The organism is Paraburkholderia sediminicola (genome assembly GCF_046026855.1).
Taxonomy (GTDB): Bacteria; Pseudomonadota; Gammaproteobacteria; order Burkholderiales; family Burkholderiaceae; genus Paraburkholderia; species Paraburkholderia sediminicola_A.
This window is the reverse complement of sequence record NZ_JAQQET010000030.1, coordinates 32,908-56,102: the sequence shown is the minus strand read 5'-3', so window position 1 is coordinate 56,102 and position 23,195 is coordinate 32,908. Positions and strand designations below refer to the sequence as shown.

The window sequence follows — 23,195 nt, the reverse complement described above, 5'->3', positions numbered from 1 at the left end:
GCGAATGACGCAACCATTACTGACGATGCGCGGCATCGTCAAAGCGTTTTCCGGCGTGAAGGCGCTCGACGGCATCGACCTGACGGTGGCGCCCGGCGAGTGCGTGGGCTTGTGCGGCGAGAACGGCGCGGGCAAATCGACGCTGATGAAAGTACTGTCCGGCGTCTATCCTCACGGCACCTGGGACGGCGAAATCATCTGGGAAGGCGAACCACTGAAAGCGGCGAGCATTAGGGACACCGAACGCGCCGGCATCATCATCATCCACCAGGAGCTGATGCTGGTGCCGGAACTCTCGGTTGCGGAGAATATCTTTCTCGGCAACGAAATCACGTTGCCCGGCGGCCGGATGAACTACGCCGCCATGTACCAGCGCGCGGATGAACTGCTGCGCGAACTCGGCATAAGCGGAATCAATTCGGCGCAACCGGTGATGAACTACGGGGGCGGCCACCAGCAGCTGATCGAGATCGCGAAAGCCCTGAATAAGCGCGCGAAACTGTTGATCCTCGATGAACCGTCGTCGTCGCTGACCGCAACCGAGATACATATTCTGCTGGACATTGTGCGCGATCTGAAGCGGCGGGGTGTCGCCTGTGTGTACATCTCGCACAAACTCGACGAAGTAGCGGCCGTGTGCGACACGATCAGCGTGATTCGCGACGGCCGCCACGTCGCGACCGAGCCCATGCGCGCGCTGACCACCGACCGCATCATCTCCCTGATGGTGGGCCGCGAGATCAAGAACCTGTTTCCGAGGGCGTCGCATCCGATCGGCGACGTGATCTTCGAAGCGCGTCACGTGACCTGTTTCGATGTCACCAATCCGCGCCGCAAGCGGGTGAACGACGTGTCGTTTGCATTGCGACGCGGTGAGATTCTCGGCGTTGCCGGTTTGGTCGGCGCTGGGCGTACGGAGCTGATGCAGGCGATTTTCGGCGCGTATCCCGGTGTGAGCGAGGCAACCGTGGTGATGGAAGGCAAGCCGTTGAAAATTCGCGCGCCAGTCGATGCGATTCGCGCCGGTATCGGCATGGTGCCGGAAGACCGCAAGCGCCACGGCATCGTGCCAGGTCTGAGCGTCGGTCACAACATCACGCTCGCTGTACTGCAACGCTTCGCGAAGGGTGGCCGGATCGATTCCGCTGCAGAACTCGACGCGATTCACACGGAGATGAAACGCCTTTCAGTGCGCGCTGCGCATCCGATGCTCTCGATTGCGAGCCTGTCGGGCGGCAATCAGCAGAAGGCCGTGCTGACGCGTATGCTGTTGACCGACCCGAAGGTGCTGATCCTCGACGAACCGACTCGAGGGGTGGACGTCGGTGCGAAATACGAAATCTACAAACTGATTTTTCAACTGGCACAGCGTGGCATGTCGATCGTGATGGTGTCGTCCGAATTGCCCGAAGTGCTTGGCATCAGCGATCGCGTGCTGGTAATCGGCGAGGGAGAATTGCGAGGCGATTTCGTCAACGACGGCCTCACACAGGAGGATATTCTCAGCGCTGCAATCCGTCCCGTGCAACGATCCCAGAACCCAACCGCAGCGAGTGCCGCATGACTCCCGACGTCACTTCCCAACCCGCCGAAGGTGCTGCGCCACGCGGCGCATTCGGTGGCCCGCAGCGTATTCAGCAATTGTTCGCGCGCTACAAGATTCTAGCGTTGCTGATCGCCGTGGCCGCGATCTGGATTTTCTTTTCCTTTCTGACGCACGGTGCGTTTGTGACACCGCGCAATCTGTCGAATCTGCTGCGGCAGATGTCGATTACCGGCATGCTCGCGTGCGGTATGGTGTTTGTGATCATTGCGGGTGAGATCGATCTGTCGGTCGGATCGTTGCTTGGCTTGCTCGGTGGCGTGGCGGCGATTCTCGACGTAAACCGGCATTGGCCGATCGGCGTCACCGTGCCCGTGGTGATGCTGCTCGGCATACTCGTCGGTATGTTCAACGGATGGTGGTCGACGTACCGGCGTGTGCCTTCGTTCATTGTCGGCCTCGGCGGTATGCTCGCGTATCGCGGCATTCTGCTCGGTGTCACTGGTGGATCGACGATTGCGCCGGTGTCCGACAGTTTCGTGTTTGTCGGCCAAGGGTATCTGCCACGCCTCGCGGGCGATACGCTTGCTGTGGTGTTGTTTGTCGTGCTGGCCTTCCTGACTGTGCGACAACGAAGCAATCGCGAGCGTTATAAGTTGAGAGTGGTGCCGATCTGGCAGGACGTCGTGAAGGTGGTCGGGGCGGGCGCAATTCTGGCCGCGTTTGTCGCGACACTTGATCGTTATGGCGGGATTCCGGTGCCGGTTCTGCTGCTGCTCGCGCTGCTGGGCATTTTCACGTGGATCGCGACACAGACCGTTTTCGGGCGGCGAATCTATGCAGTGGGTTCCAACCTGGAAGCGACGCGGCTCTCCGGTGTGAATACCAACCGTGTGAAGCTGGCTATCTTCGCGCTGATGGGACTGATGTGCGCGTTCGCCGGGATCGTCAATACGGCGCGGCTCGCAGCCGGCTCACCGTCGGCAGGATCGATGGGGGAACTCGACGCGATTGCCGCGTGCTTTATCGGTGGGACTTCGATGCGCGGTGGTTCTGGCACGGTGTACGGGGCGCTGATCGGCGCACTGGTGATGGCGAGCCTGGATAACGGTATGTCGATGCTCGACGTCGACGCGTACTGGCAGATGATCGTGAAGGGCAGCATTCTTGTGCTGGCTGTGTGGATCGATGTCGTGTCGGGGTCGAACCGGCGGTGATGAAGCAAAGGTGGGTCAAGCGAATGCTGACGTACCGCCTGTGGCACGCGCGGCTATACGTGGCGATCAATCGTCCCGCTCGTGAATAGCTGCGCCCAGGGCCTCCATTAGCAAAAATCCGCCACCTCCGCCATTTTTCCGCCGTTCAAGCCAGTTGCACTGCAGCGTGCCGCCACGCGCCGAATAACATTTAATAAACTGACACACAGCACGTGGTTGTCCTTTCCGCCAAGGGCCTCCGCTAGCGCCGCGCGTAGTGGCTGAACCCCTGGCTTTCAGTCCCCCACCCACTCTTCCGTCTTACTACTGTCCGACGAAACAAATCTCAGCGCTCGCCCGCGCTTTTACAGCTTCCCCGCCACTGTGCAAGCTGATCGAGTCAAACGATGTTAAAGCGCAGAACCTTCCTGCTAGGTGGCGCCGGCGCGCTCGGTGTGTTGCTGGTCGGCTGGTCGGTGTTGCCGCCGGGTCAGCGCCTGACCGCCTCCACGCCGCTGCCGGCTGAAGGCAGTCAGGTCGCGCTCAACGGTTGGGTCAAAATCGCCGCCGACAACAGCGTCACGATCATGATGTGCAAAGCGGAAATGGGACAGGGTATCCACACCGGTCTCGCCATGCTGCTGGCCGAAGAACTCGACGCCGACTGGTCGCAGGTTCGCGTCGAAAACTCGCCGATCGACAAGATCTACAACAGCGTGCAGAACATCGTGGACGATTTGCCGTTTCGTCCGGACGACGACAGTGCGGTCAAGCGCGCCACAGTCTGGATGACCCGCAAGCTGGTGCGCGACGCGGGCACGATGATGACAGGCGGTTCATCGAGCATGAACGATCTATGGACGCCAATGCGTGAAGCCGGCGCCTCGGCGCGCGCGATGTTGATCGGCGCGGCGGCCGGGCAATGGAAGGTGCCACCGGGCGAATGTCGTACGGAAGGCGGCCACGTACTGCACGCTTCAGGCCATAAAGCGAGCTTCGGCGAACTCTCTACGATGGCCGCACAGCAACCGTTGCCGCGCAAGGTCATGCTGAAAGATCCTGCGGACTTCAAACTGATCGGCAAACCGATGCGACGCATCGAAGCCGCATCGAAAATCAACGGTACGGCGCGCTTCGGCATTGATGCGCTACCCGACGGTCTCATCTACGCGAGCGTGGTGATGTGCCCCACGTTAGGCGGTACCGTGGCGCATTTCGACGCCTCGCCTGCTGCAAACATGCCGGGGTTCATCAAGGCCTTCGCGTTGGCGCCATACGCCGGTGGCAGCGGTGCCGTCGCAGTCATCGCGGACAACCCCTTCCGCGCGATGAACGCGGTCAGTGCTATCAATGTGGTCTGGAATGACGGCGCCGCAGCCACGCTGTCGAGCGCGAGCGTGGACGCCAACCTCGCGAAAGCACTGGACGACAGCGACGGCCACGCCTATTACCATCGCGGCGATGTCGATGCTGCATTGAGCGGCGCGACGCGAACCCTCACTGCCGAATACCATGCGCCGTACCTCGCGCATGGCGCGGTCGAGCCGGTGAATTGCACGGTGCAGGTCGCGGACGGCGCGGCCACCGTTTGGGTCTCAACGCAAATGCCCGCCCTGGCGCGGCAGCACGTCGCGAAAGTGCTGGATATCGATGCCGACAAAGTCGACGTGCAGGCACAACTGCTTGGCGGTGCTTTCGGGCGCCGTCTCGAACTCGATTTCATTGCACAAGCCGCGGCGATTGCGCACGAGGGCGGCGGCCGTCCGGTGCAAACAATCTGGTCGCGTGCGCAGGACTTCACCCACGATTTCTACCGTCCGGCGTGCGTGTCGCGACTGCAGGCCGGTTTCGACAAAGACAATAAGCTGGTCGCGTGGCATGCCACTTCAGCGAGTCAGGCGATCGTGCCGGAATCGCTCGTGCGCTACTACGGCATGCCGCGCATTCCCATCGACAAGACCACCTGCGAGGGCGCATTCGATCAGCCCTACGAATGGCCCACTGCGCGGGTGGCACACAAGATCGTCGAATTGCCGGTGCCGGTTGGATTCTGGCGATCGGTCGGCCATTCACATCAGGCGTTTTTCACGGAGGGTTTTACAGACGAACTCGCCGTAGCTATCACTCAGGATCCGATTACGTTTCGCGCGGCGCTGCTCGTACAGCATCCGCGTCATCTGGCGGTGTTGAGGCGCGTTGCGGCGTTATCGGATTGGGGGCATCCCATAGCGCGTGCCGCAGACGGCACCAAGCGGGCACGTGGCGTCGCGCTGCACGAGGCGTTCGGCAGTGTCGTCGCGCAGGTGGTGGAGGTATCGGTCGGTCCCAACAAACAGATCCGCGTGCATCGCGTGGTCTGCGTGATCGACTGTGGATTGCCGGTGAATCCAAACCTGATTCGTCAGCAGATGGAGAGCGGCATCGTCTTTGGCCTCTCGACAGCATTGCAGGACGAAATCACCATCAACGGCGGACAGGTGACGCAGAAGAACTTCGTCGATTTCCCCGTCGTGCGGATGAACGATTGTCCGGTGATCGAAACCGACATCATGCCGAGCCAGATGCACCCGCAGGGCGTCGGCGAACTGGGCGTGCCGCCGGTCGCGCCGGCGGTGGCCAACGCAGTGTTCGCGCTGACCGGCCAGCGCTTGCGCGCGTTGCCGTTGAGGCTCGCATGAAACGCGTCGGACTGACGGAGAAAAGTATGGGATCGCTGAACATCAACGGCCGGGCGGTGGCCGTGCAAGCCGAACCGGATATGCCGCTCCTGTGGGTGCTGCGCTGCGATCTCGGCATGACCGGCACCAAGTTCGGCTGCGGCGTGGGCATTTGCGGCGCGTGCACGATCCATCTGGACGGCAAGGCGGGCCTAGCCTGCCAGACACCTATGTCGAGCTTGCACTCGCAGAAGATCACGACGATAGAAGGCGTGCAGGGCGCCGAAGCGCAGGCGCTAAAGGCCGCGTGGATCGATCTTGACGTGGTGCAGTGCGGCTATTGCCAGAGCGCGCAGCTAATGGCGGCCTGCGCATTGCTCAAGCAGAAACCCAATCCCACCGATGCCGACATCGACTCGGCGATGTCCAACATCGTGTGCCGTTGCGGCACGTATCCAAGGGTGCGGGCCGCGATTCACCAGGCGGCCGCGAAACGGCGGCCCGCGTAGGGACGCTTAAGGCCGTCGCCGCACGTGTATAAGCCGCGCTCAGTTCGCCAGCATCTCCACGACTGCGACCACTACTGTGAAAACGCCGATGCAGCCGCCCAACGTGGCTGCGCCTTGCATGAAGTTCGACATACGTGCTCCCTAGCGTGTAGTTGAAGGCTCGTATTTAACCCGAATTGAAAGGTAAAAGAAAGCTTTTCAAAAATAACTTTGAGCGCAGTGGGCGTCGTACCCCTGCCCAGGATCTGTTGACATTCAATCTAGCCGGACTTGATGCGATTGCGGAACGACCTGATGCTTTTATATTGGTAGCTAGTCTTCTTTGCGCGCCGTAGAGTTCGCGCCAGCATGGACGGAACGACCAGGGGTCTTTCAGGCTACCCGTGCGGCAGAACAATAAACAGGAGACATGCAGCATGGTTAAGACAATTCTAAGCAGACTGCTAGGGTTAACGATCGGCGCGACCGTTGCCCTTACCGCGATCAATGCCCAGGCAGGCGCGACACTGGACCGGGTCATGAAGAACGGCAACATGGTGGTGGCGACGAGCGGCAAATGGCCTCCGCAGGCGTTCCTGAACGACAAACACGAATTCGACGGCTTCGATATCGACGTCGCGAAGGAAATCGCCCGCCGCCTTGGGGTCAAGGTGTCGTTCGATACGCCGCAGTTCAGTCTGATGACCGGCGGACATTGGCACGGCCGCTGGGACCTCTCAGTGCTTTCCGTGACGCCGACCAAACCGCGCGCCCAACTGCTTGATTTTCCCGCTGTCTATTACTACAGCCCCTACGTGTTCGTTGTAAATAAAGACTCGAAAGCCACGACACGTGCGGATCTGAACAACAAGATCATCGGCGTGGAAGCGGGTACCACTTCGGAAGACTACGTGCAGGGTCACCTTGAAATTGCAGGTCCCGATGTGCCCGCGTTCAAGTACATGTCGCAGAAACCGAAGGAAATAAAGACGTACACGGACTCGATGCTCCCTTATGACGACCTGCGTCTCGGCGACGGCAAGCGTCTGGATGCCATCATCACGCCGGAGCAGACCGCGCTCGCGGCGATCAAGAGCGGCTATCCCGTGAAGATCGTTCCGGGTGACTACGCGTATCGTGAGCCCCTCGCCATCGTTGCCGACAAGGGCGACGCGGAATGGGACAAGAAGGTCGGCGACGTGGTCCATCAGATGAAACAGGACGGCACGTTGACGAAAATAAGCATGAAGTGGTTCGGTCGCGATTACACACAATGAACGGTAGCGGCGGCTTGCGCCGCCGCACCGCCTGACCGACAGGAACAACAACGGGTGCGGCTCACAAGATGGCTTCTTATCTGGACACGTATTACACGCGAACCCTTCGAACCTTTGAGTCAAGACCGCCGCTAAGCGGAGCTAAAGAGGCCGGCGTCTGCATCGTTGGCGCCGGTCTGGCAGGCATTACCGCTGCATTGGAATTGCTCCGGCGTGGCCGCTCGGTCATTCTGCTGGAGGCGCAACGCGTATCGTGGGGAGCGTCGGGGCGCAACGGTGGCGTCGTCAGCCCCGGGTATTCAACGAGCTTTGCTCGAATCGCCCAGCGCGCGGGCATCGACGATGCCAAATCCATCTACCGCATGTCGATAGAGGGCGTCGACATCGTGGCAAGCAATATTGCGCAACTCGATATCCGCGACGCACAGCAGGTTCACGGTGTGCTACGCGTGTCCCGTCATGAGAACGCCGCTGAAATGCGCGCCCATCAATCGTGGATGGCGCAAGAGTTTCAGTACGACCTTGCGTTCAAATCACATGAAGAAGTGCGCGAATCGCTCGTGTCGAGCAAATACCGTCAGGCGCTATACGACGGGCGCGCTTTCCACTTTCATCCGCTGAACTACGCGCGTGCGCTGGTTGCGGAGATCGATCGCCTGGGTGGGCAGGTATTCGAAGACTCGGAAGTCGTATCGTTCGACTCCACTTCAACCATCAAACGGCTGAAGACCGCAGGCGGCACCGTTAGCGCCCGTGACGTCGTCTTTACCTGCGGCGGCTATACCGGTGGCCTGGTTCCTGAACTGGCTCGCAGTTATCTGCCCATCTCGACCTATATGCTTTTGACCGAGCCGGCCAAAGAACAGATCGCCACAGCGATTCGCACGACGGCATCCGTGGGGGATAGCCGTCGAGCCAGCGATTATTACCGACTGGTGGACGGCGGCGAGCGCATTCTGTGGGGCGGCATGATCACAACGCGCACGTCGGAGCCGGATCGTCTGGCCGAAATCCTGCGCAAGCGAATGGCCGACACCTATCCACAGTTGAGCGATCTGAACGTGGCGATCGCATGGTCCGGACGGATGTCGTATGCAAGACATCTGATGCCGCTTATCGGCCAATTACAAACGGGCGTGTGGTACTGCATGGGCTTCGGCGGCCACGGGATGAATACGACGGCAATTGGTGGGCGGCTGATAGCGCAAGGCATTACGGGTGAGACAGATCGATACAGGATGTTCGCGCCTTTTGGCTTGCAATGGAACGGTGGCCCAGCCGGCACCGCAGCCGTTCAGCTTACATACTGGTATTACCAGCTAATGGATTTCATGCGAGAACGCGCAACATAAAAAGTGCGTCAGCTTCTCTGGAGACAGACATGTTTGCGGAAGACGTTGCAGGAGTCCCCAAGCGAAATTCGGGTGTCGTTCTCGCCTTGCTTGGCTTGTTACTGATCGTTGGCTATTACGCGGTGCACGTCGCGCCGGACTGGATTGCCGGTGCGACGCGCGGCTTTCCAGCGGTCGGCATGGATGCAGATCTGCTCAGGAAGGTGATAGGCGGCGCCATGGCTGTTGCGGCGTTTGTCGCGAATTGTTATTTGCTGTTGCGTCTGTCGGTGCGGCTGCAGATCATCGTCGTGTGGATTGAACTGGCGCTGCTGGTGGTGCTGTTTTTCTCCACATTCAACCTGAGCTTCGAGTTCATCGAGCGAAAAATCGGCTATCTGCTGATGCAGGGCGCGACGACGACGCTATACATCTCCGCAATCTCGATTGCGATTGCGTTTGTGCTGGCATTGATCGGTGCGCTTGCCAAACTGTCGTCGAATGGCATCGCGATTGGCATTGCGACGTTCTATACGTCGTTGTTTCGCGGCTTGCCCTTGCTGATGCAGATCTTCATTTTGTATCTGGGCTTGCCGCAGTTGGGTTACATCGTCAACCCGATACCCGCCGGCGTTGCTGCGTTGTCGCTCTGCTACGGCGCTTACATGACCGAGATTTTCCGGGCCGGCATTCAAAGCATTCCGAAAGGGCAATGGGACGCAGCCCGTGCGCTCGGCCTGAGTCACGGCATGATGATGCGGCTGGTCATTCTGCCTCAGGCCTTGCGGATCATCATCCCGCCGACCGGGAATCAGTTTATCGCGATGCTTAAGGACAGTTCGCTGGTTTCTGTCGTCGGCGTATGGGAGTTGACGTACGTGGCGACTACCGAGGGGCAGCGTGAATTCCGACATATGGAAATGCTGATTACCGCAGCGCTGGTGTACTGGTTGCTGTCCATGATGCTGGAGGTGATCCAGTCCCGTATTGAACGCAGATACAGGAAATCTACGCGATGACGCTCGCTGCCGATCTTTCTCAAGGAAGCGGAATGGACGTTGCCCTGCACATCGAAAAGCCGGAATTCGTGCCTGGGTCACCGACGATTGAACTAGACCAGGTGAACAAATGGTATGGCGCGATGCATGTGCTGCGCGATGTCAGCATGACCGTGGCGGAGGGCGAGCGTGTCGTTATCTGCGGCCCCTCGGGGTCGGGCAAGTCGACGTTGATTCGTTGCATAAACCGTTTGGAGCGGCATCAGCAAGGCCGAATACTTGTCGACAAGGTTGAGCTTACGGATGACGTGCGCACGCTTGGCGGGATCCGCCGCAAGGTCGGGATGGTGTTTCAGTCATTCAACCTGTTTCCGCATCTGACTGTGCTTGAGAACTGCGCTTTGGCGTCAATCCATGTCAAAAGGATGCCCAAAGCCGATGCTGAAGCTCTGGCGATGCATTATCTCGAGCGGGTGAGGATACCCGAGCAGGCTCGCAAGTATCCTGGGCAGTTATCCGGCGGTCAGCAGCAGCGTGTGGCCATTGCGCGGGCGCTTTGCATGGAGCCGAAGATTATGTTGTTTGATGAGCCTACGTCGGCCCTTGATCCGGAAATGATAAAAGAGGTTCTTGAAACCATGATTGGTTTGGCGGGTTCCGGCATGACTATGGTTTGCGTTACCCACGAGATGGGGTTCGCACGGCAAGTTGCCGATCGGGTTGTCTTCATGGACCACGGAGAGATAATCGAAAGCGGCAGCCCACAGGAAGTTTTTGACCATCCTCGCACGGAGAGGTTGAAGCAGTTTCTTTGCCAGGTGTTGCGGACCGACTAGGGGCTGTTGGCATTCAAAACGTTGCCGCTCGCGGGCACCGCAGCCCCCGGCGCCGTCTGTGCATCCGTCTCCCATCCACCGCCAAGTGCGAGGAACAGGTTGACCTGATCGATCGCCACCTGGCCCTCCGCAGCCGCTACTTGAGACTTCGTTGAAGTCAGCGTGCGGGTCGCATCCAGATCCGAAATGAACGACTCGCGTCCGGCGCGATACAGCCGATGCGTTTCATCCGCCGACTCGGTGGCCGACTTCAACGCAGCACGCAACGCGTCGGCGCGGGCATAGTCGGACGCATAGGTCGCGAGGCTGGTTTCGGTTTCGCGCAACGCGGTCAGCACGACGCCGTCGAATTTCGCCAGCGCCACATTGCTCGACGCTTCCGCCTCGCGTACACGGCCTCGTGCGCCATTGGTGGGGAAGGTCCAGCTGATCAGTGGACCGAAGGCCCAGCGCGCCGTCGGCGACGTGCCGAGGTCTTCCAGAATCCCCGTCAAACCCGCCGATGCACCGATGCTCACAGTCGGATACAACGCGCCCGTCGCGACGCCGATACGCGCTGTCGAAGCCGCCAGTTGACGCTCGGCTTCGCGCACGTCCGGACGGCGCTTGAGTAGCCCGGCGCCGTCGCCGACCGGAATCGGCTGACGGATCTGAGGCAGCGTGCTGCAAGCCAGCACCGCCGGCGGCAAATCGGACGGTGCGCGTGCGAGCAGCGCCGCTAGCCGGTATTGCGCGATCTGGCGACGCGCCGTGTAGCGCGGAATATCCGCCGCCAAAGTATCGACCTGGGTCTGCCCGCGTGTCACGTCAGGCTGATTGCCACGACCCGCGTCGCGTAACCGGCGCGACACGTCCACCCGCTGCTTCTGCAATGCCAGCGACTGCTGCGCGATCCTGAGTTCCTCGGCGGCAGAGCATTGGTCGACATAAGAACGCACGACATCCGCGACCACTGTGATTCGCGCGAGATCGCCGGCCGCCTGCACGGATTCCGTATCCGCCGCCGCCGCTTCGACACCACGCCGCAGCTTGCCGAACAGATCGATTTCGTACGAGATGCTGATACCGATGTCGCCTTCGTTAGCGACCGGCAGTTTGTTGAAAAGCAGATACTGCTCGGCCGATTCCTGCGCCCGTTCGACAGCCGCCGACGTTTTGCCGGAGAAGCCGCCCTGCGCCTGCGCAACACCCAGCGCTTCGCGCGACCGCGCGAGGTTAGCCGCTGCGACGCGCAAGTCGGTATTCGATTGCAGCGCTTCGTCGACGAGGCTGTTCAGCACCGGATCGTCATAGAGCTTCCACCAGACCGCGGGCACGTTCTGCCGCGTGGTCAGTTTGGCATCGGCGCCTTCGATCGGTGCATTGGCGAGGGGCGCGTTGACCAGCGCCTGCTTCGGCAGCGAGTAATTGGGGCCGACGTTCATGCAACCGTTGAGCGCGACGGTTAACGGTAACAGCGGCAATAAGGGCAGGGCGCGCGACAGCTTCATTGCGAGGCGCCCGAAATAACTGCAGCAGATGCCGGTTGCGTAGCAGAAGCAGCCGAGGCAGCGGGAACGGCAGACGTAGCGGAAGCCGTAGCCGCCGTCGAAGCCGCTGACGCATCCACAACACCCGAAGCACCCGCAGCCGGATGCTTCTTGCCGTTCGGCGACAGATCGCGTACCGACACCGTCGCGGTGCGTCCGGCGATCATGCGGAAGTCGGAGGGGACCTCGTCGAGCGCCACCCGCACCGGAATCCGTTGCGCGAGCCGCACCCAGCTGAACGCCGGGTTCACATTCGGCAGCAGATTCGACCCTTGCGTGCGGTCGCGGTCTTCAATCCCCGCGACGATGCTTTGCACGTGCCCGCGCAGTATGTTCGGCTCGCCCATCACCTGGATATCGACCGCCTGGCCGATGTCGATGCCACGCATCTTGGTTTCTTCGAAATAACCGTCGACGCGGAACGAATGCATATCCACCACCGCCACCACCGCGCGGCCCGCGGAGACGAATTCGCCGGTGCGCGGTGCGCGGTCGTTCAGATAACCGTCGACCGGGCTCACGATCGTGGTGCGTTGCAAATTCAGTTTGGCGGTATCGATTGCAACGTTCGCATCGGCGAGCGCGGCTTCCGCCGTTTCGACACGCGAGCGGCTTTCTTCGGCAACTTCCGCCGCGACGAGGTTGCCGAGCTGACGATTACGCGCGTCTTCGCGGCGCGCCTGATCGAGGGTGGCGCGGCGCTGCAGCGCGGTGGCCTGGGCCTGGCGCAATGCGAGGGCATAGCGGGCCTGATCGATCACGAACAGCACCTGGCCTTGTTTGACCTGCTGGTTGTCCACCACCTCGACGGATGAAATCAGCCCCGAGATATCCGGCGCCACCTGGATCACATCGGCGCGCACGTGCCCGTCGCGGGTCCATGGCGCGAACATGTAATAGGCGACCAGTTTCCACAGCACGAAGGCTGCAACCACGACGACGATCAGGGTCAGCAGAATTTGACCGACGGAGAACCAGGTTTTTTTCACGTTATTAGTCTGTGCGAAACGACGACGACAAGGCCCAGCACCAGCACATAGATGCCGAGATCGAAGATGGAACGGTGCCAGACGAAGCGGTAAAAGCCGACGCGTGCGAGCACCGTGCGGATGGCCAGGTTGATCAGATAGGCGATCAACATCAGCACGAGCACGGCCGGCACGAACACGCCGAAGATATCGATTTCACCGATCATCGCGGGAACTGGCAAATGGGGGGATTGGGTTGCGAAACGGGCGCATCAGGCAGCGGCCTCCGGTTCGGGCGGCGTGGGTGTGACTAGCGTGGCCGGAAACAGCGAAAGACGCAAGCCGACCAGCGCGTGCAGCGCCTCGCGCAATCGGCGTGCCGAAGTTTGCGAAGTCGCGCTTGGCGCGTCGGCATTGGCCAGTCCTTGTGCCGTGACGCGTGCCACGGCTGCGTCGATGGACGACATCAGGCTTTCAGGCACCGGCTGGCGCGCGCTCCGGTCGACGCAGGTTTCGAAGTATTGGCGCACGTCTTCGAGGACCTGGTCGATGGAAGCCGGTGCTTCGCCGCCGAGCTTGCGCGTCAGGCGGCGCAGATCGAGCGCGTTGAAGGCGATGCGCAGATCGCGAAAGCTTTCGATCGACGGATGGCGATGGTCGTCTGTTGCGGCAAGGCGGGGGATCAATTGCATCAGGCGGTCGAGCATTCGCGCGGCAAGATTGCGCGGGTCTTCGATTGTCCGTGTGGACGCGGTCAGCGCCACGTCGGCCCAGCTCGAGCGCAGCAGCCGCGAGGCCGCGAGTTCAGCGCCGAACGGACGCGTCACGCGGGTCCACAGGTAGGCATAGAGCAAGCCTGCGAGGCCGGCGAGATTGCTGTTCAGGAAGATCAGGAAATCAGCCGAGTAAGCATCCTGAATGCTGATGAAGGTGGCGGTATTGACGGCCACCAGCACCGTCGCCATGTTGAACTGCGGACGCGGGATCAGCGTGCCGACAAGGATGAACGGCGCGGCGAACAGGACGACCAGCATCGGGAAATCATGCACATGCGGCAGCACGGCGAACAGATAGATGCCGGCGGCCACCACGCTGATCGCCGTGGCAATAAAGAACTTGAACACCATGGGCGCGGGTTCGTCGAGCGCGGCGAAGAAGCAGCAGGCGACCGCCGCCAGCGTCACTGCACTGGCGCCGTCCGCCCAGCCCGAGCTGATCCACAGACTGCACGCGATGATGACCGCGGCGCCCGCGGAGACCGTCGAAAACAGCATGATGCCGCGGTCGAAGAACCGCTCGGTGCCGCCCAGCCGCCAATGGCGAAAGCGTGGCCGCCATGAGCCCTCTTCGCGCGTGATGATGCGTAGCGAGCGGCAGTCCTGCCAGACGTCGATCACCTGTTTCATGCGCCACAGCGCGTTCGAAAGCAGCGCGCTGTCCCATTTCGCCAGCGCGGCCGGCGGCGGCTGCATGGCAGCGATGCGCGCGCGCAGGGCGTCGGCGACGAGGTCGGGGTGATAGCCCTCGCTGGCCGGGGGAAGCGGCGCATTGAACCATTTGATGACGTCGTTGAGCAACGCTTCGAGACCCTCTGGCCATGTCTGCCGGCCGCTGTTGTAGAGGGCGACGAGCGGATCGGCCAGCGCCGACATCATCGGCAGCAGCAACTGCATGCGCCCGCGCAACTCGTGAGCACGGGCCAGGATGTCCAGCCGGGTGTGGTCGTAGGCAAGCTGGCTCAGCAGCAGTTCCAGCCCGTTGATCGTGGCTGCGATCCGCTGGCGAGCCCCCGAGATCGCCGCGCCCGCAATGCGCCCGGACAGCGTCTCAGTTGCGTAGAACGCGGCGTCGCGAAACCACGCGTCGGTTCGCTCGATGATGGTGGGCGCGAGTCGGCTAGGAAACAGCGAACTGCCGACGATGCTCGCGCACACGATGCCGAGCGTGATCTCCTCGGTGCGGCTGATCGCCAGATCGAACACGCCGCCTGGATTCGTCACTGAAGGCAGGGCGATGATCGGCATGGTGTAGGCCGCCAGCATGAAGACATAGCTGCGCGCGGTACGGTCAGCCACTGCCAGATACAGCAGCGTGCCGGTCCACAACGCGACGACCACGCTGAACAGATAGGGCGATTCGACGAACGGCGGCACCAGCAGTACAGCGGCCGACGCACCCAGCGCGGTGCCGAGCGCACGATAAAGCGCCTTGGAGCGGGTCGCGCCGACGAACGGATTCGACACGATGTAGACAGTGGCCATCGCCCAGTACGGCCGCGGCAACTCGAGCGAGAGACCGATGTAGAGCGCGATCATCGCCGCGGCAAACGTCTTGACGGAGAACAGCCAGTCGCGGATGGAGGGATAGACCATAAACCGTTACTCGGAATCCCCGGCGTTATGCGACGCTGCCTCGGCCGTGAAAGCGGCCAGCACCCGCAAGGTCGCTTCGAGATCGCTGCGCGAAATACCTTTCAAAGCTTGCGCACGCAGCGTAACGAGCTCTTCTTCCATTCTAGCGGTAACGGCGCGGCCCTCATCAGTGAGCACCACGGTCTTGGCGCGCCGGTCTTCGGGATCTTCGTCGCGGCGCATCAGACCGGCCGCGCACAGTTGATCGAGCAGCCGCACGAGCGAGGGCCCTTCAATACCGACGTGATCGGCCAGCGTGACCTGCCGCACCGCTTCGCCGAGCCGGCTGGCGGTGAGGAGCGGCGTGGCGCACGCTTCGGAAACGTTAAAGGCCGCGAGCACACCATGGCTCGTGCGCCGCCATTTTCTGGCAGCGACGACCAGGGTGCTGCTGACGGTGCGGCGCAAGGCATCGAGATTCGACATGGGCGGTATTGTATTTCTAAAATATTCGTTAGCAAACTATTGAATTGGAATTTTTTGTGAAGCATGCCTTCGCGGTTGAATGTCGCAAAAGCCTGCGGCATTCAACCGCGAGCGCGCTCCTTCACCAGTTCGATAAAGCGGGTCGCCGCGTTATTGCGCAGTCCCGCAGGGTAAGCAAGATGTAGCGGCGCACTCAACTTCGAGGGACCCGTCAATGTGCAATACACGGTCCCCACCTGGTCGTAGCGTTGCATCGACGCCGGCACGAGCGTCACCCCCAACCCGGCTGCGACCAGATTAATCCCCGACACCATGCGCGGCACCTCGCGCGCAATCCGTGGTACGAAACCCGCCTGTCTGCAGGCGGCCAGAATATCCGCATACATACCGGGCGCCCCCGGTCGGCGCACCAGAATGAAATCTTCCTGCGCCAGCGCTTTCAACGACACCTGCGGTCGCTTCTTGCCTGCTCCTTTCAGCAACGCATGTCCGACCGGCAGCACTACCACCATCGGTTCGTCGAGCAGTAACTCGAACGCCACGCCTTCGCGCACATCGACCGGCTTGCGGAGAAACGCCGCCTGAATCTGTCCCGCCGCCAAACGCTCGATAATTTCCGCCGCGTTGAGCTCGGCAAGCTCCACGGCAACCTCGGGACATACCGCGCGAAAGGCCCGGATCGCCTCCGTCGTGAAGGGATGGAACGCCGCCGAACTGGTGAGGCCGATCGAGATCGTGCCGAGCTCGCCGCGCGCAATCCGGTGTGCCTTGTCCACCGACTGCTGCAGGTCCTGCAGCAAGCGTTGCGCGTCTTCCGCAAAGGACTGCCCGGCGGGCGTCAACGTAACGCCGCGCGGCATGCGGACAAACAGCTCGAAGCCGATCTCTTCTTCCAGCGTTCGAATTTGCTGCGAGAGCGGCGGCTGTTGCATTGCCAGCCGCTCGGCCGCACGTGTGAATTGGCCTTCCTCGGCAACGGCCAGGAAGTAGCGTAAGTGACGAAGCTCCATCGTGTTCTGTCTCCTTGACCGTGCTCGGTGTTCTGCTCACTGCCATATTCTATAAATATATATGGTACCTAAAACAGGTATTTTACATTTACCACGCCCGATCCTACGATCTCGTCCATCGCATCGACCGAGGCCCGCGTTGCTCACGGCAAGCAGGCTCGAGTGCATGGCGACATAAAACAACATCGACAGGAGACGGCAATGAAAAAACAATATGTGGTGGCCGCATTGGCCTTGGTGGGTAGCGCGGGTGCGCATGCGCAGGCATCGGTCACGCTGTACGGTTTGATCGACACGAACATCGAATTCCTTAACCACGCGGGCGCAAGTGGCGGCTCTCTGGTCCGGGAAAATTCCGGTGGACTGAGCAACTCGCGCTTTGGCTTTCGTGGTACAGAAGACCTTGGTAGCGGCAATAAGGCGTTTTTCATTCTCGAAGCGGGCTTCAACGGCAACGACGGTACCAACGCAACCGCCGGCGTGCTGTTCAATCGGACTGCGGCCGTCGGGGTGTCGAATGATGCGTTCGGCGCGTTGTCGGCGGGCTTGCAGTACACGGCGATGTACGACACGTTGATCAAATACGATCCGATGGTGTTCGGCCAGCAGTACACATGGATGCCGACCACCGGTTCCGTGGACGGTTTTTCGTTCAAGGCGCGCGTGAACAACTCGGTCAAGTATGTGGGCCGCTTCGGCGGATTGACGGCGACGGCGGATTACAGTTTCGGCGGCACGGCCGACTCGTTTCAAAGCAGCGCGGCATACGGCGGCGCGCTTGATTACGATGCCGGCAGCTTTGCTGCGGCGGTGGCCTACGACTATCGCAACGGCGCCATCAATTCGACCGGCTTGTGGACCAAGTCGCGTAACTGGAGCGCCTCGGCGCGCCAGCAGATCGGCGACGTAACCATCATGGGCGGCTACGAGCACTATCTGTACAACCCAACCAAGGGCAAGACGGTGTCGTCGGCATTGTGGTTCGGCGGCGTCCGCTATCTTGTCCTGCCGTATTTCCGCGTGACCGCCGCCGCGTATTACCAGAGCAACAAGGCGGATAACGTGTCGAACTCGTTGATGGGCGTGCTCGGTGCAGACTATATTCTCTCGAAGCGAACCGATGTGTACGCAACCGTTGCCTATGCCGCTTCCACGCGCTATGCCAACGGCCAGTACACGCCAGTCGGCTTGACGAGCGACACCGCATTCGGTCCGAACCAGACGGGCGTGACGCTCGGCATCCGGCATCGGTTCTGAGTTTTTGAGCTTTTAAACGACGGATTTGACGATGCGCCGCGTTCAAGACAGTGCACGGCTATCAGGAGCAAGCTGCATGACATTCAAACTTTCACGACGTTTGGCGATGGGGTGCGCGGCAGCGGGCGCCGCCGTGCTGGCATTGCTCACTCAACCGGCATTCGCGGTGCGTGCCTACGAGTCCCATCTGAAACCGGTGGCGGCGATCTCGGATACACGGTTCACGATCGACACGCCGCAAGGGCAAGCTGAATTTCCGCTGTACCTGTCAAAAGATTGGAACGTCGCACAACCGCAGGTGACGCGTGCGGTGATCGTGATTCACGGCAAGCTGCGCAACGCGGACGTGTACTTCCGCACCGCGCAGAATGCACGTGATGCCGCTCACGCGGACGCCGACAGCACGCTCCTGATCGCGCCGCAATTCCTCGCCACGCTCGACTTGCGCGTGCATGACGAACCGGCCGATCTCCTGCGCTGGACGGGCGACGCATGGATGGGCGGTGAAGCGGCGCGGGCGCCGTCGCCCATCAGTTCGTACACGGTGCTGGACGCGATTGTTACGCGTCTCGCGGATCGCAAGCTGTTTCCGAATCTGCGGCACGTGGTGTTTGCCGGACATTCGGGTGGCGGACAGGTTGTGCAGCGTTACGCTGTGGCGGCACGTAACATCGACGTGCTGACTCAGGAAGGTATCGACGTGCGCTATGTGGTGGCGAGCCCATCGACCTATGCGTATTTCGACGCGCAACGGCCGAATGGACAAGGTGTGGCGACGCCGTTCGACGCCGCTCAATGCGCCGACTTCAATCAATGGAAATACGGCATGGACAATCGGCCGCCGTACCTCGACGATCGCTCGCCGGCGCAACTCGAAGCGACTTATGCGTCGCGCCGCATTGACTATCTGGTCGGCGGGGCGGATGACGATCCGCAGCAAAGCGCGCTCGATAAAAGCTGTGCGGCCGAAGCGCAAGGTCCGCAGCGTGTTGCGCGTGCAGAAGCGTATTACCGGTACATCCAGTCGCGTCATCCGGAAGGCCTGAAGCAGAGCTTTCATATCGTGCCGGGCGTTGGCCACAACGGCGCGCGCATGCTGACGTCGGTTTGCGCATTGTCGGCGATGTTCGATACCAAAGGATGTGAGCAATGAGCGAGGCGAGCCTGAATCAGCGTGACGGTGCCGCGTCCGCCACGGAGGCATCGAACGGCTTGAGCCCGTCGATGGTGCGGCGCGCGATCTTCGCCTCGGTACTCGGCAACGGACTCGAGTGGTTCGATTTTCTGATCTACGGCTACTTCGCAAAGATCATCGCGCAGGTATTCTTTCCCGGCGGTGGTGGCTTCGTGTCGATCATGCTGACGCTCGCCACGTTCGCTGTCGGCTTTATCGTGCGTCCGATCGGCGGCATTCTGCTCGGCATCTATGCGGACCGGGCAGGGCGGCGCAAAGCGCTCTCGCTGCTCATCATCTCGATGGCGGCGAGCACGCTGTTGATGGGCCTCACACCGGGTTACGCCAGCATTGGCATCGCGGCGCCTTTGCTGGTGGTGTTCGCGCGGCTGTTGCAAGGGCTCTCGGTGGGCGGGCAGTTCGCGACAGCTTCGGCGATGCTGGTCGAGTACGCACCGCCGCACAAGAAGATGTTTTATGGCAGCTTCAACATGTCGGCGCAGGCGTTCGCGCTGCTGCTTTCTTCCGGTGTCGGTTATCTGCTGACCACGCAACTCACGCACGAGCAACTGGTGGCGTGGGGCTGGCGTCTACCGTTTCTGTTCGGCGCGCTGGCGGGACCGTTCGGCTTCTACATCCGGCATCGCGTGGCTGAGTCGCCGGAGTTCGAGCGTTTGCTCGATCAGAAGGACAAGCCGCCGCGCGTGACGGTGCGTCAATTCTTCCGCGATAACGGCGACGCAGCGATCTGTGCGATGGGCGTGATCATTATCGGTGCGGCGACCAACTATGTGTGGCACTCGTATCTGTCGGTGTATGTCGAGCGGCAATTGCATTTGCCGCTGTCCACCGCGCTGCTCGGGGCATTCGTATCGGGCGTGCTGAATCTGTTCCTGTTTCCGCTATCCGGCAAGCTTGCCGATCGTTATGGCGCATACCGCCTGTTCTATCCAATCGTGATCGCGTGGATGGTGTGCGTGTATCCGCTCTATCACTTCGTGGTGACGAATCCGACACCGGGGCATCTGTTCATCGCGCAGATGGTCGCGACGGTGTTCCTTGCCGCCATGTCCGGTTCACATCCCGGCATGCTCGCGACGCTATTTCCGGTGCGTAGCCGTTCGGCGGGCGTGGCGCTGTCGTACAACATCGCGGTGACGCTGTTCGGCGGCATGGCGCCGCTCACCATCACCGGTTTGACGCACCTGACCGGCAGCAGTTTGACGCCGGCCTTCTATCTGATTTTTGCCGGTTTCGTGTCGCTTGCGATGGTGTATTTCACGCGCTCGGGACGCGAACCGGGCAGCGCAACGGCGCAGTTCGTCACGCGTTAGACGCATCTCGCCAGACTTATTAGATTAACCAGAGCTTATTGCATGACCCAGCCTTTGATTACAGACGACGAACGCGCCCCGAATGAACGTCCGGTCGCCGTCGTCGCCAGCCGGCATCTGAGTGTCGAGACGCGTGCGGGCAGCGGCACCGTGCCGGTGTTCGCGAACGGCAACTGGCTTGCGCCGACGTGTGACGTCAAGCGCGCGGTGATCCTGATTCATGGACGCTTGCGCAATGCGGATTCGTACTTCGATCTGGCGGAGCGCGCGTGCGCGCTGGCGGGCGGCGGCGCCGATACGCTGCTGATCGTGCCGCAGTTTCTCGCGAGTGCCGACCTCAGCGCGCATGCGCTGCCACCGTCCACGCTGCATTGGGAATGGACTAGCTGGATGGGCGGCGAAAACGCCGAAGGTCCGGCGCCGATCAGTTCATTCGATGTACTCGACGCCATTCTGCAGACACTGGCGTCGCGCGAGCAGTTTGCGTCGCTGAGCGAGGTGGTGATCGCCGGGCATTCGGGCGGTGGCCAGGTGGTGCAGCGTTATGCCGTGGTGGCGCAGGGTGAGGCGCCGCTCGTCGCGCGCGGAATCGCACTGCGCTATGTGGTCGCGAATCCTTCCTCGTATGTGTACTTCGATGCAATGCGGCCGTCCGCGTCGGGCGAGTTCGAGCCTTTCGATGCGACGGCGTGTCCGTCGTTTAATCGCTGGAAGTATGGGCTCGAGGATTTGCCGGCCTATGCGTCGAGTAGAGAGGGCGCTGGTTCTGCTGACACGCTCGAATCGCGCTATGCGCATCGCGAAGTCACCGTGCTGCTCGGCGGCGCGGATTGCGATCCGCAGCATCCGGCACTCGACCGTTCATGTGCTGCGCAGGCCCAGGGCGAGCATCGGCTGGCGCGCGGCCTGGCTTATGCGCGCTATATGGCGTCCAGGCATCCGGAAGGATCGGCGAAGCATCGGACGTTTGTGATCGACGGCGTCGGGCACGATGCGAAGGGGATTTTTGGGTCGGCGGCTGGGCTGGCCGCGTTGTTTGGTGTAGGTGGTTAACGTGAGTTCTTGAAGCGCCCATCGATGCATGTGGCGCGCGGCTATGCGGGAGGATGGACTTCGCTCACGAGGGTGCGCCCGGCACGCACGGGCACGAAGCGTGCTACTGCGCTAGTGTCATCCGTGAGCCACCTTTCGAAGGACTGCGCCGACATGAACAAAACCAGAATCCTCGCCGCCGCGATCGCCACTGTATCGCTGAGCGCCTTGCTGCCATGCAGCGCGAATGCCGACGATGCGCCTAGCCCGTGTGCGTCGCTCAAACGGATCGTCGCGGCGGCGCCGGACGGTTTGGCCTCGCTGACGCCGGACGACGGCAAGGGCGTTGCGCAACCCTACGGCGATGACGCGCAATGTTTGGCGAGCCGTGGCAGCTATCAATGCACGTGGACGCCGCACCATGACGCCGGTTCGAGCGCGGATGCGCTGCAGGCCGTCGCGGCGGACATCGCTTCGTGTCTGCCAGACGCCACGCACGACCAGAATTCGCCTGGACGTCAGCACTTTTATCTCGGCACACGCGCCAGGCGGACCGATATCACGTTGACGCGAGCCGGTTCGAACAAGCTGAGGTTGGTCGTCTCAGACAAGTGAGCGGGCACATGAGTTTTGAGCCGACTGTCTGCGCGCGGCAGACGTCCCGGCCGCCGTTACTGTGACGCCGGCCACCATGTCCAGCCGCGTCGCGAGCGTCGCAACTCGACTGTCGAGAGCGGCGCGATCTCGATGCGCGAAAACACGGCGGGCGATGCCCCGAGCGCATAAACGAGGGCGGCCCGGATCACTGGCGCATGCGTGATGGCGATCACATTTTGCGTATTGCATGGTTCTTCGCTCGACGCATTGTCTAGCGCATCGAGCCACAGTCCTACCCGTTTCACGAGTTGACTGAATGACTCGCCGCCATGCGCGGCGGCGTCGGGATCGTGCGTCCATGCGCCGAGGTCCTGTGGCGCTTCGACGGCGAGATCAGCGAGGCGGCGGCCATGCCATAGGCCGTAGTCCATATCCGCCAGTCCCTTGTGGACTGCGGCGCTGAAACCCAGGGCCGACGCCGTATCGCGCGCGCAAACGGCAGGGCTGACAAAAACCGTCGCGTCGTCCGGAATCGACAGGCGCGCCCGCGCGGCGCCTGCTTCGGCGAGGCCGCGTGCATCGAGCGGATCGTCGGCGGGAAAGCGTGCCGCGCGCATCGCGGCGGTCGATGCGTGGCTGATCAGTAACAGCCGTATGTCCATTCAGTTCATTCCCATAAAGGCCAGCCCAAGGCGGGACGAATGCAGCGATGCTTTGCGTTGCCGGGAGGCAAAGTTTAGCGCGTAGAATAGCGGCACTGCGAAGCACGGAAGCCGGTGAGAGCCCGGCGCGGTCGCGCCACTGTAATCGGCATTCACGAGCCGAAAGCCAGACCTGAGCTTCGCACCATCCTTTTCGATCGACTATCGGGGCGCGTTACCCCCAGGAGATGTCCATTATGACCCACGCTGTTTTTGATCCCGCGGCTCAGCCTGTCGCTCAACCCACACCAGTTCCGCTGCGTGAATTGCTGCCTTGGGTCGTGTTCGGCGGCTTGCTGCTATTGCTTGCGCTGTATTTCGTTGGTGCGGAACAAGGTGCCACCTCGTTGGTGCCTGGCATGTACGTGCATGAATTTGTGCACGACGGCCGCCATCTGCTCGGCTTTCCCTGCCACTAACGGAGTCGAAC

At 61.4% G+C, this 23,195-nt stretch carries 21 protein-coding genes and 1 riboswitch; of the genes, 14 read left to right on the top strand and 7 right to left on the bottom strand.

Annotation, left to right across the window (positions count from 1 at the left end; translation table 11 throughout):
• Nucleotides 1-4 precede the first annotated feature (4 nt).
• From xylG to PQR40_RS28175, 8 genes are all read left to right on the top strand, one after another.
• Nucleotides 5-1,564 carry a D-xylose ABC transporter ATP-binding protein gene (gene xylG / locus PQR40_RS28210; RefSeq protein WP_408510306.1) on the top strand — a complete coding sequence of 520 codons (1,560 nt, stop codon included), beginning with the start codon at nt 5-7 and terminating at the stop codon, nt 1,562-1,564.
• Entirely contained in the window at nt 1,561-2,760 is a 1,200-nt protein-coding gene (locus tag PQR40_RS28205; protein WP_408238617.1) for a sugar ABC transporter permease, read from the top strand. Before xylG ends, PQR40_RS28205 begins: the two co-directional genes overlap by 4 nt.
• Before the next feature lie 386 nt (nt 2,761-3,146).
• The gene (locus PQR40_RS28200; RefSeq protein ID WP_408510305.1) at nt 3,147-5,417 is read left to right on the top strand and encodes a xanthine dehydrogenase family protein molybdopterin-binding subunit; all 2,271 of its coding nucleotides are present in this window, start codon (nt 3,147-3,149) and stop codon (nt 5,415-5,417) included.
• A gap of 26 nt (nt 5,418-5,443) precedes the next feature.
• Nucleotides 5,444-5,905, top strand: a complete 462-nt coding sequence (locus tag PQR40_RS28195; protein ID WP_408393186.1) for a (2Fe-2S)-binding protein — start codon at nt 5,444-5,446, stop codon at nt 5,903-5,905.
• A 416-nt stretch (nt 5,906-6,321) separates the two neighbouring features.
• A complete protein-coding gene (locus PQR40_RS28190; protein ID WP_408238608.1) occupies nt 6,322-7,161 on the top strand; it encodes a transporter substrate-binding domain-containing protein in 840 nt (279 codons plus the stop codon).
• A 68-nt stretch (nt 7,162-7,229) separates the two neighbouring features.
• On the top strand, nt 7,230-8,513 hold the full coding sequence (locus tag PQR40_RS28185; protein WP_408510304.1) for an NAD(P)/FAD-dependent oxidoreductase: 1,284 nt from the start codon (nt 7,230-7,232) through the stop codon (nt 8,511-8,513).
• Nucleotides 8,514-8,542: 29 nt separating this feature from the next.
• The gene (locus tag PQR40_RS28180; protein ID WP_408510303.1) at nt 8,543-9,511 is read left to right on the top strand and encodes an amino acid ABC transporter permease; all 969 of its coding nucleotides are present in this window, start codon (nt 8,543-8,545) and stop codon (nt 9,509-9,511) included.
• A gap of 32 nt (nt 9,512-9,543) precedes the next feature.
• On the top strand, nt 9,544-10,326 hold the full coding sequence (locus PQR40_RS28175; protein ID WP_408510328.1) for an amino acid ABC transporter ATP-binding protein: 783 nt from the start codon (nt 9,544-9,546) through the stop codon (nt 10,324-10,326).
• Here PQR40_RS28175 and PQR40_RS28170 read toward each other — a convergent pair.
• The 6 genes from PQR40_RS28170 to PQR40_RS28145 form a co-directional block, all read right to left on the bottom strand.
• Nucleotides 10,323-11,816 carry an efflux transporter outer membrane subunit gene (locus PQR40_RS28170; RefSeq protein ID WP_408510302.1) on the bottom strand — a complete coding sequence of 498 codons (1,494 nt, stop codon included), beginning with the start codon at nt 11,814-11,816 and terminating at the stop codon, nt 10,323-10,325. The two genes, PQR40_RS28175 and PQR40_RS28170, sit on opposite strands and share 4 nt — an antisense overlap.
• On the bottom strand, nt 11,813-12,844 hold the full coding sequence (locus tag PQR40_RS28165; RefSeq protein ID WP_408238596.1) for an efflux RND transporter periplasmic adaptor subunit: 1,032 nt from the start codon (nt 12,842-12,844) through the stop codon (nt 11,813-11,815). Before PQR40_RS28165 ends, PQR40_RS28170 begins: the two co-directional genes overlap by 4 nt.
• Nucleotides 12,841-13,050 carry a DUF1656 domain-containing protein gene (locus PQR40_RS28160; RefSeq protein ID WP_007176114.1) on the bottom strand — a complete coding sequence of 70 codons (210 nt, stop codon included), beginning with the start codon at nt 13,048-13,050 and terminating at the stop codon, nt 12,841-12,843. The genes PQR40_RS28165 and PQR40_RS28160 overlap by 4 nt, the downstream gene beginning before the upstream one ends.
• A gap of 45 nt (nt 13,051-13,095) precedes the next feature.
• Nucleotides 13,096-15,195: an FUSC family protein gene (locus PQR40_RS28155; protein ID WP_408510301.1), complete on the bottom strand. Its 2,100-nt coding sequence runs from the start codon at nt 15,193-15,195 to the stop codon at nt 13,096-13,098.
• Between the two features lie 6 nt (nt 15,196-15,201).
• On the bottom strand, nt 15,202-15,660 hold the full coding sequence (locus PQR40_RS28150; RefSeq protein WP_408510300.1) for a MarR family winged helix-turn-helix transcriptional regulator: 459 nt from the start codon (nt 15,658-15,660) through the stop codon (nt 15,202-15,204).
• A gap of 101 nt (nt 15,661-15,761) precedes the next feature.
• On the bottom strand, nt 15,762-16,670 hold the full coding sequence (locus tag PQR40_RS28145) for a LysR family transcriptional regulator (RefSeq protein WP_408339811.1): 909 nt from the start codon (nt 16,668-16,670) through the stop codon (nt 15,762-15,764).
• 201 nt (nt 16,671-16,871) lie between these two features.
• Here PQR40_RS28145 and PQR40_RS28140 point away from each other — a divergent pair, with 201 nt between their 5' ends.
• From PQR40_RS28140 to PQR40_RS28120, 5 genes are all read left to right on the top strand, one after another.
• Entirely contained in the window at nt 16,872-17,927 is a 1,056-nt protein-coding gene (locus PQR40_RS28140) for a porin (RefSeq protein WP_408510299.1), read from the top strand.
• A gap of 76 nt (nt 17,928-18,003) precedes the next feature.
• On the top strand, nt 18,004-19,080 hold the full coding sequence (locus tag PQR40_RS28135; RefSeq protein ID WP_408393180.1) for an alpha/beta hydrolase: 1,077 nt from the start codon (nt 18,004-18,006) through the stop codon (nt 19,078-19,080).
• Nucleotides 19,077-20,435, top strand: coding sequence for an MFS transporter (locus tag PQR40_RS28130; RefSeq protein WP_408393178.1), 1,359 nt, complete (start codon nt 19,077-19,079; stop codon nt 20,433-20,435). The genes PQR40_RS28135 and PQR40_RS28130 overlap by 4 nt, the downstream gene beginning before the upstream one ends.
• A 42-nt stretch (nt 20,436-20,477) precedes the next feature.
• Nucleotides 20,478-21,488, top strand: a complete 1,011-nt coding sequence (locus tag PQR40_RS28125) for an alpha/beta fold hydrolase (protein WP_408510298.1) — start codon at nt 20,478-20,480, stop codon at nt 21,486-21,488.
• Between the two features lie 153 nt (nt 21,489-21,641).
• On the top strand, nt 21,642-22,082 hold the full coding sequence (locus tag PQR40_RS28120; protein WP_408238572.1) for a hypothetical protein: 441 nt from the start codon (nt 21,642-21,644) through the stop codon (nt 22,080-22,082).
• A 56-nt stretch (nt 22,083-22,138) separates the two neighbouring features.
• Here PQR40_RS28120 and PQR40_RS28115 read toward each other — a convergent pair whose 3' ends face one another.
• Entirely contained in the window at nt 22,139-22,726 is a 588-nt protein-coding gene (locus PQR40_RS28115; RefSeq protein ID WP_408510297.1) for a histidine phosphatase family protein, read from the bottom strand.
• A 96-nt stretch (nt 22,727-22,822) separates the two neighbouring features.
• Nucleotides 22,823-22,910: riboswitch (adenosylcobalamin (AdoCbl) riboswitch) on the top strand.
• 52 nt (nt 22,911-22,962) lie between these two features.
• Here PQR40_RS28115 and PQR40_RS28110 point away from each other — a divergent pair.
• Nucleotides 22,963-23,184: a CbtB domain-containing protein gene (locus tag PQR40_RS28110; RefSeq protein ID WP_408339803.1), complete on the top strand. Its 222-nt coding sequence runs from the start codon at nt 22,963-22,965 to the stop codon at nt 23,182-23,184.
• Nucleotides 23,185-23,195 lie beyond the last annotated feature (11 nt).

What these genes read in the sequence shown, in the direction of transcription:
- PQR40_RS28120 (WP_408238572.1), top strand. Translation starts at nt 21,642, where the DNA reads ATGAACAAAACCAGAATCCTCGCCGCCGCGATCGCCACTGTATCGCTG.
- PQR40_RS28140 (WP_408510299.1), top strand. Translation starts at nt 16,872, where the DNA reads ATGAAAAAACAATATGTGGTGGCCGCATTGGCCTTGGTGGGTAGCGCG.
- PQR40_RS28130 (WP_408393178.1), top strand. Translation starts at nt 19,077, where the DNA reads ATGAGCGAGGCGAGCCTGAATCAGCGTGACGGTGCCGCGTCCGCCACG.
- PQR40_RS28195 (WP_408393186.1), top strand. Translation starts at nt 5,444, where the DNA reads ATGGGATCGCTGAACATCAACGGCCGGGCGGTGGCCGTGCAAGCCGAA.
- PQR40_RS28135 (WP_408393180.1), top strand. Translation starts at nt 18,004, where the DNA reads ATGACATTCAAACTTTCACGACGTTTGGCGATGGGGTGCGCGGCAGCG.
- PQR40_RS28160 (WP_007176114.1), bottom strand. Translation starts at nt 13,050, where the DNA reads ATGATCGGTGAAATCGATATCTTCGGCGTGTTCGTGCCGGCCGTGCTC.
- PQR40_RS28115 (WP_408510297.1), bottom strand. Translation starts at nt 22,726, where the DNA reads ATGGACATACGGCTGTTACTGATCAGCCACGCATCGACCGCCGCGATG.
- PQR40_RS28180 (WP_408510303.1), top strand. Translation starts at nt 8,543, where the DNA reads ATGTTTGCGGAAGACGTTGCAGGAGTCCCCAAGCGAAATTCGGGTGTC.
- PQR40_RS28175 (WP_408510328.1), top strand. Translation starts at nt 9,544, where the DNA reads ATGGACGTTGCCCTGCACATCGAAAAGCCGGAATTCGTGCCTGGGTCA.
- PQR40_RS28145 (WP_408339811.1), bottom strand. Translation starts at nt 16,670, where the DNA reads ATGGAGCTTCGTCACTTACGCTACTTCCTGGCCGTTGCCGAGGAAGGC.
- xylG (WP_408510306.1), top strand. Translation starts at nt 5, where the DNA reads ATGACGCAACCATTACTGACGATGCGCGGCATCGTCAAAGCGTTTTCC.
- PQR40_RS28150 (WP_408510300.1), bottom strand. Translation starts at nt 15,660, where the DNA reads ATGTCGAATCTCGATGCCTTGCGCCGCACCGTCAGCAGCACCCTGGTC.
- PQR40_RS28185 (WP_408510304.1), top strand. Translation starts at nt 7,230, where the DNA reads ATGGCTTCTTATCTGGACACGTATTACACGCGAACCCTTCGAACCTTT.
- PQR40_RS28110 (WP_408339803.1), top strand. Translation starts at nt 22,963, where the DNA reads ATGACCCACGCTGTTTTTGATCCCGCGGCTCAGCCTGTCGCTCAACCC.
- PQR40_RS28205 (WP_408238617.1), top strand. Translation starts at nt 1,561, where the DNA reads ATGACTCCCGACGTCACTTCCCAACCCGCCGAAGGTGCTGCGCCACGC.
- PQR40_RS28190 (WP_408238608.1), top strand. Translation starts at nt 6,322, where the DNA reads ATGGTTAAGACAATTCTAAGCAGACTGCTAGGGTTAACGATCGGCGCG.
- PQR40_RS28155 (WP_408510301.1), bottom strand. Translation starts at nt 15,195, where the DNA reads ATGGTCTATCCCTCCATCCGCGACTGGCTGTTCTCCGTCAAGACGTTT.
- PQR40_RS28170 (WP_408510302.1), bottom strand. Translation starts at nt 11,816, where the DNA reads ATGAAGCTGTCGCGCGCCCTGCCCTTATTGCCGCTGTTACCGTTAACC.
- PQR40_RS28200 (WP_408510305.1), top strand. Translation starts at nt 3,147, where the DNA reads ATGTTAAAGCGCAGAACCTTCCTGCTAGGTGGCGCCGGCGCGCTCGGT.
- PQR40_RS28125 (WP_408510298.1), top strand. Translation starts at nt 20,478, where the DNA reads ATGACCCAGCCTTTGATTACAGACGACGAACGCGCCCCGAATGAACGT.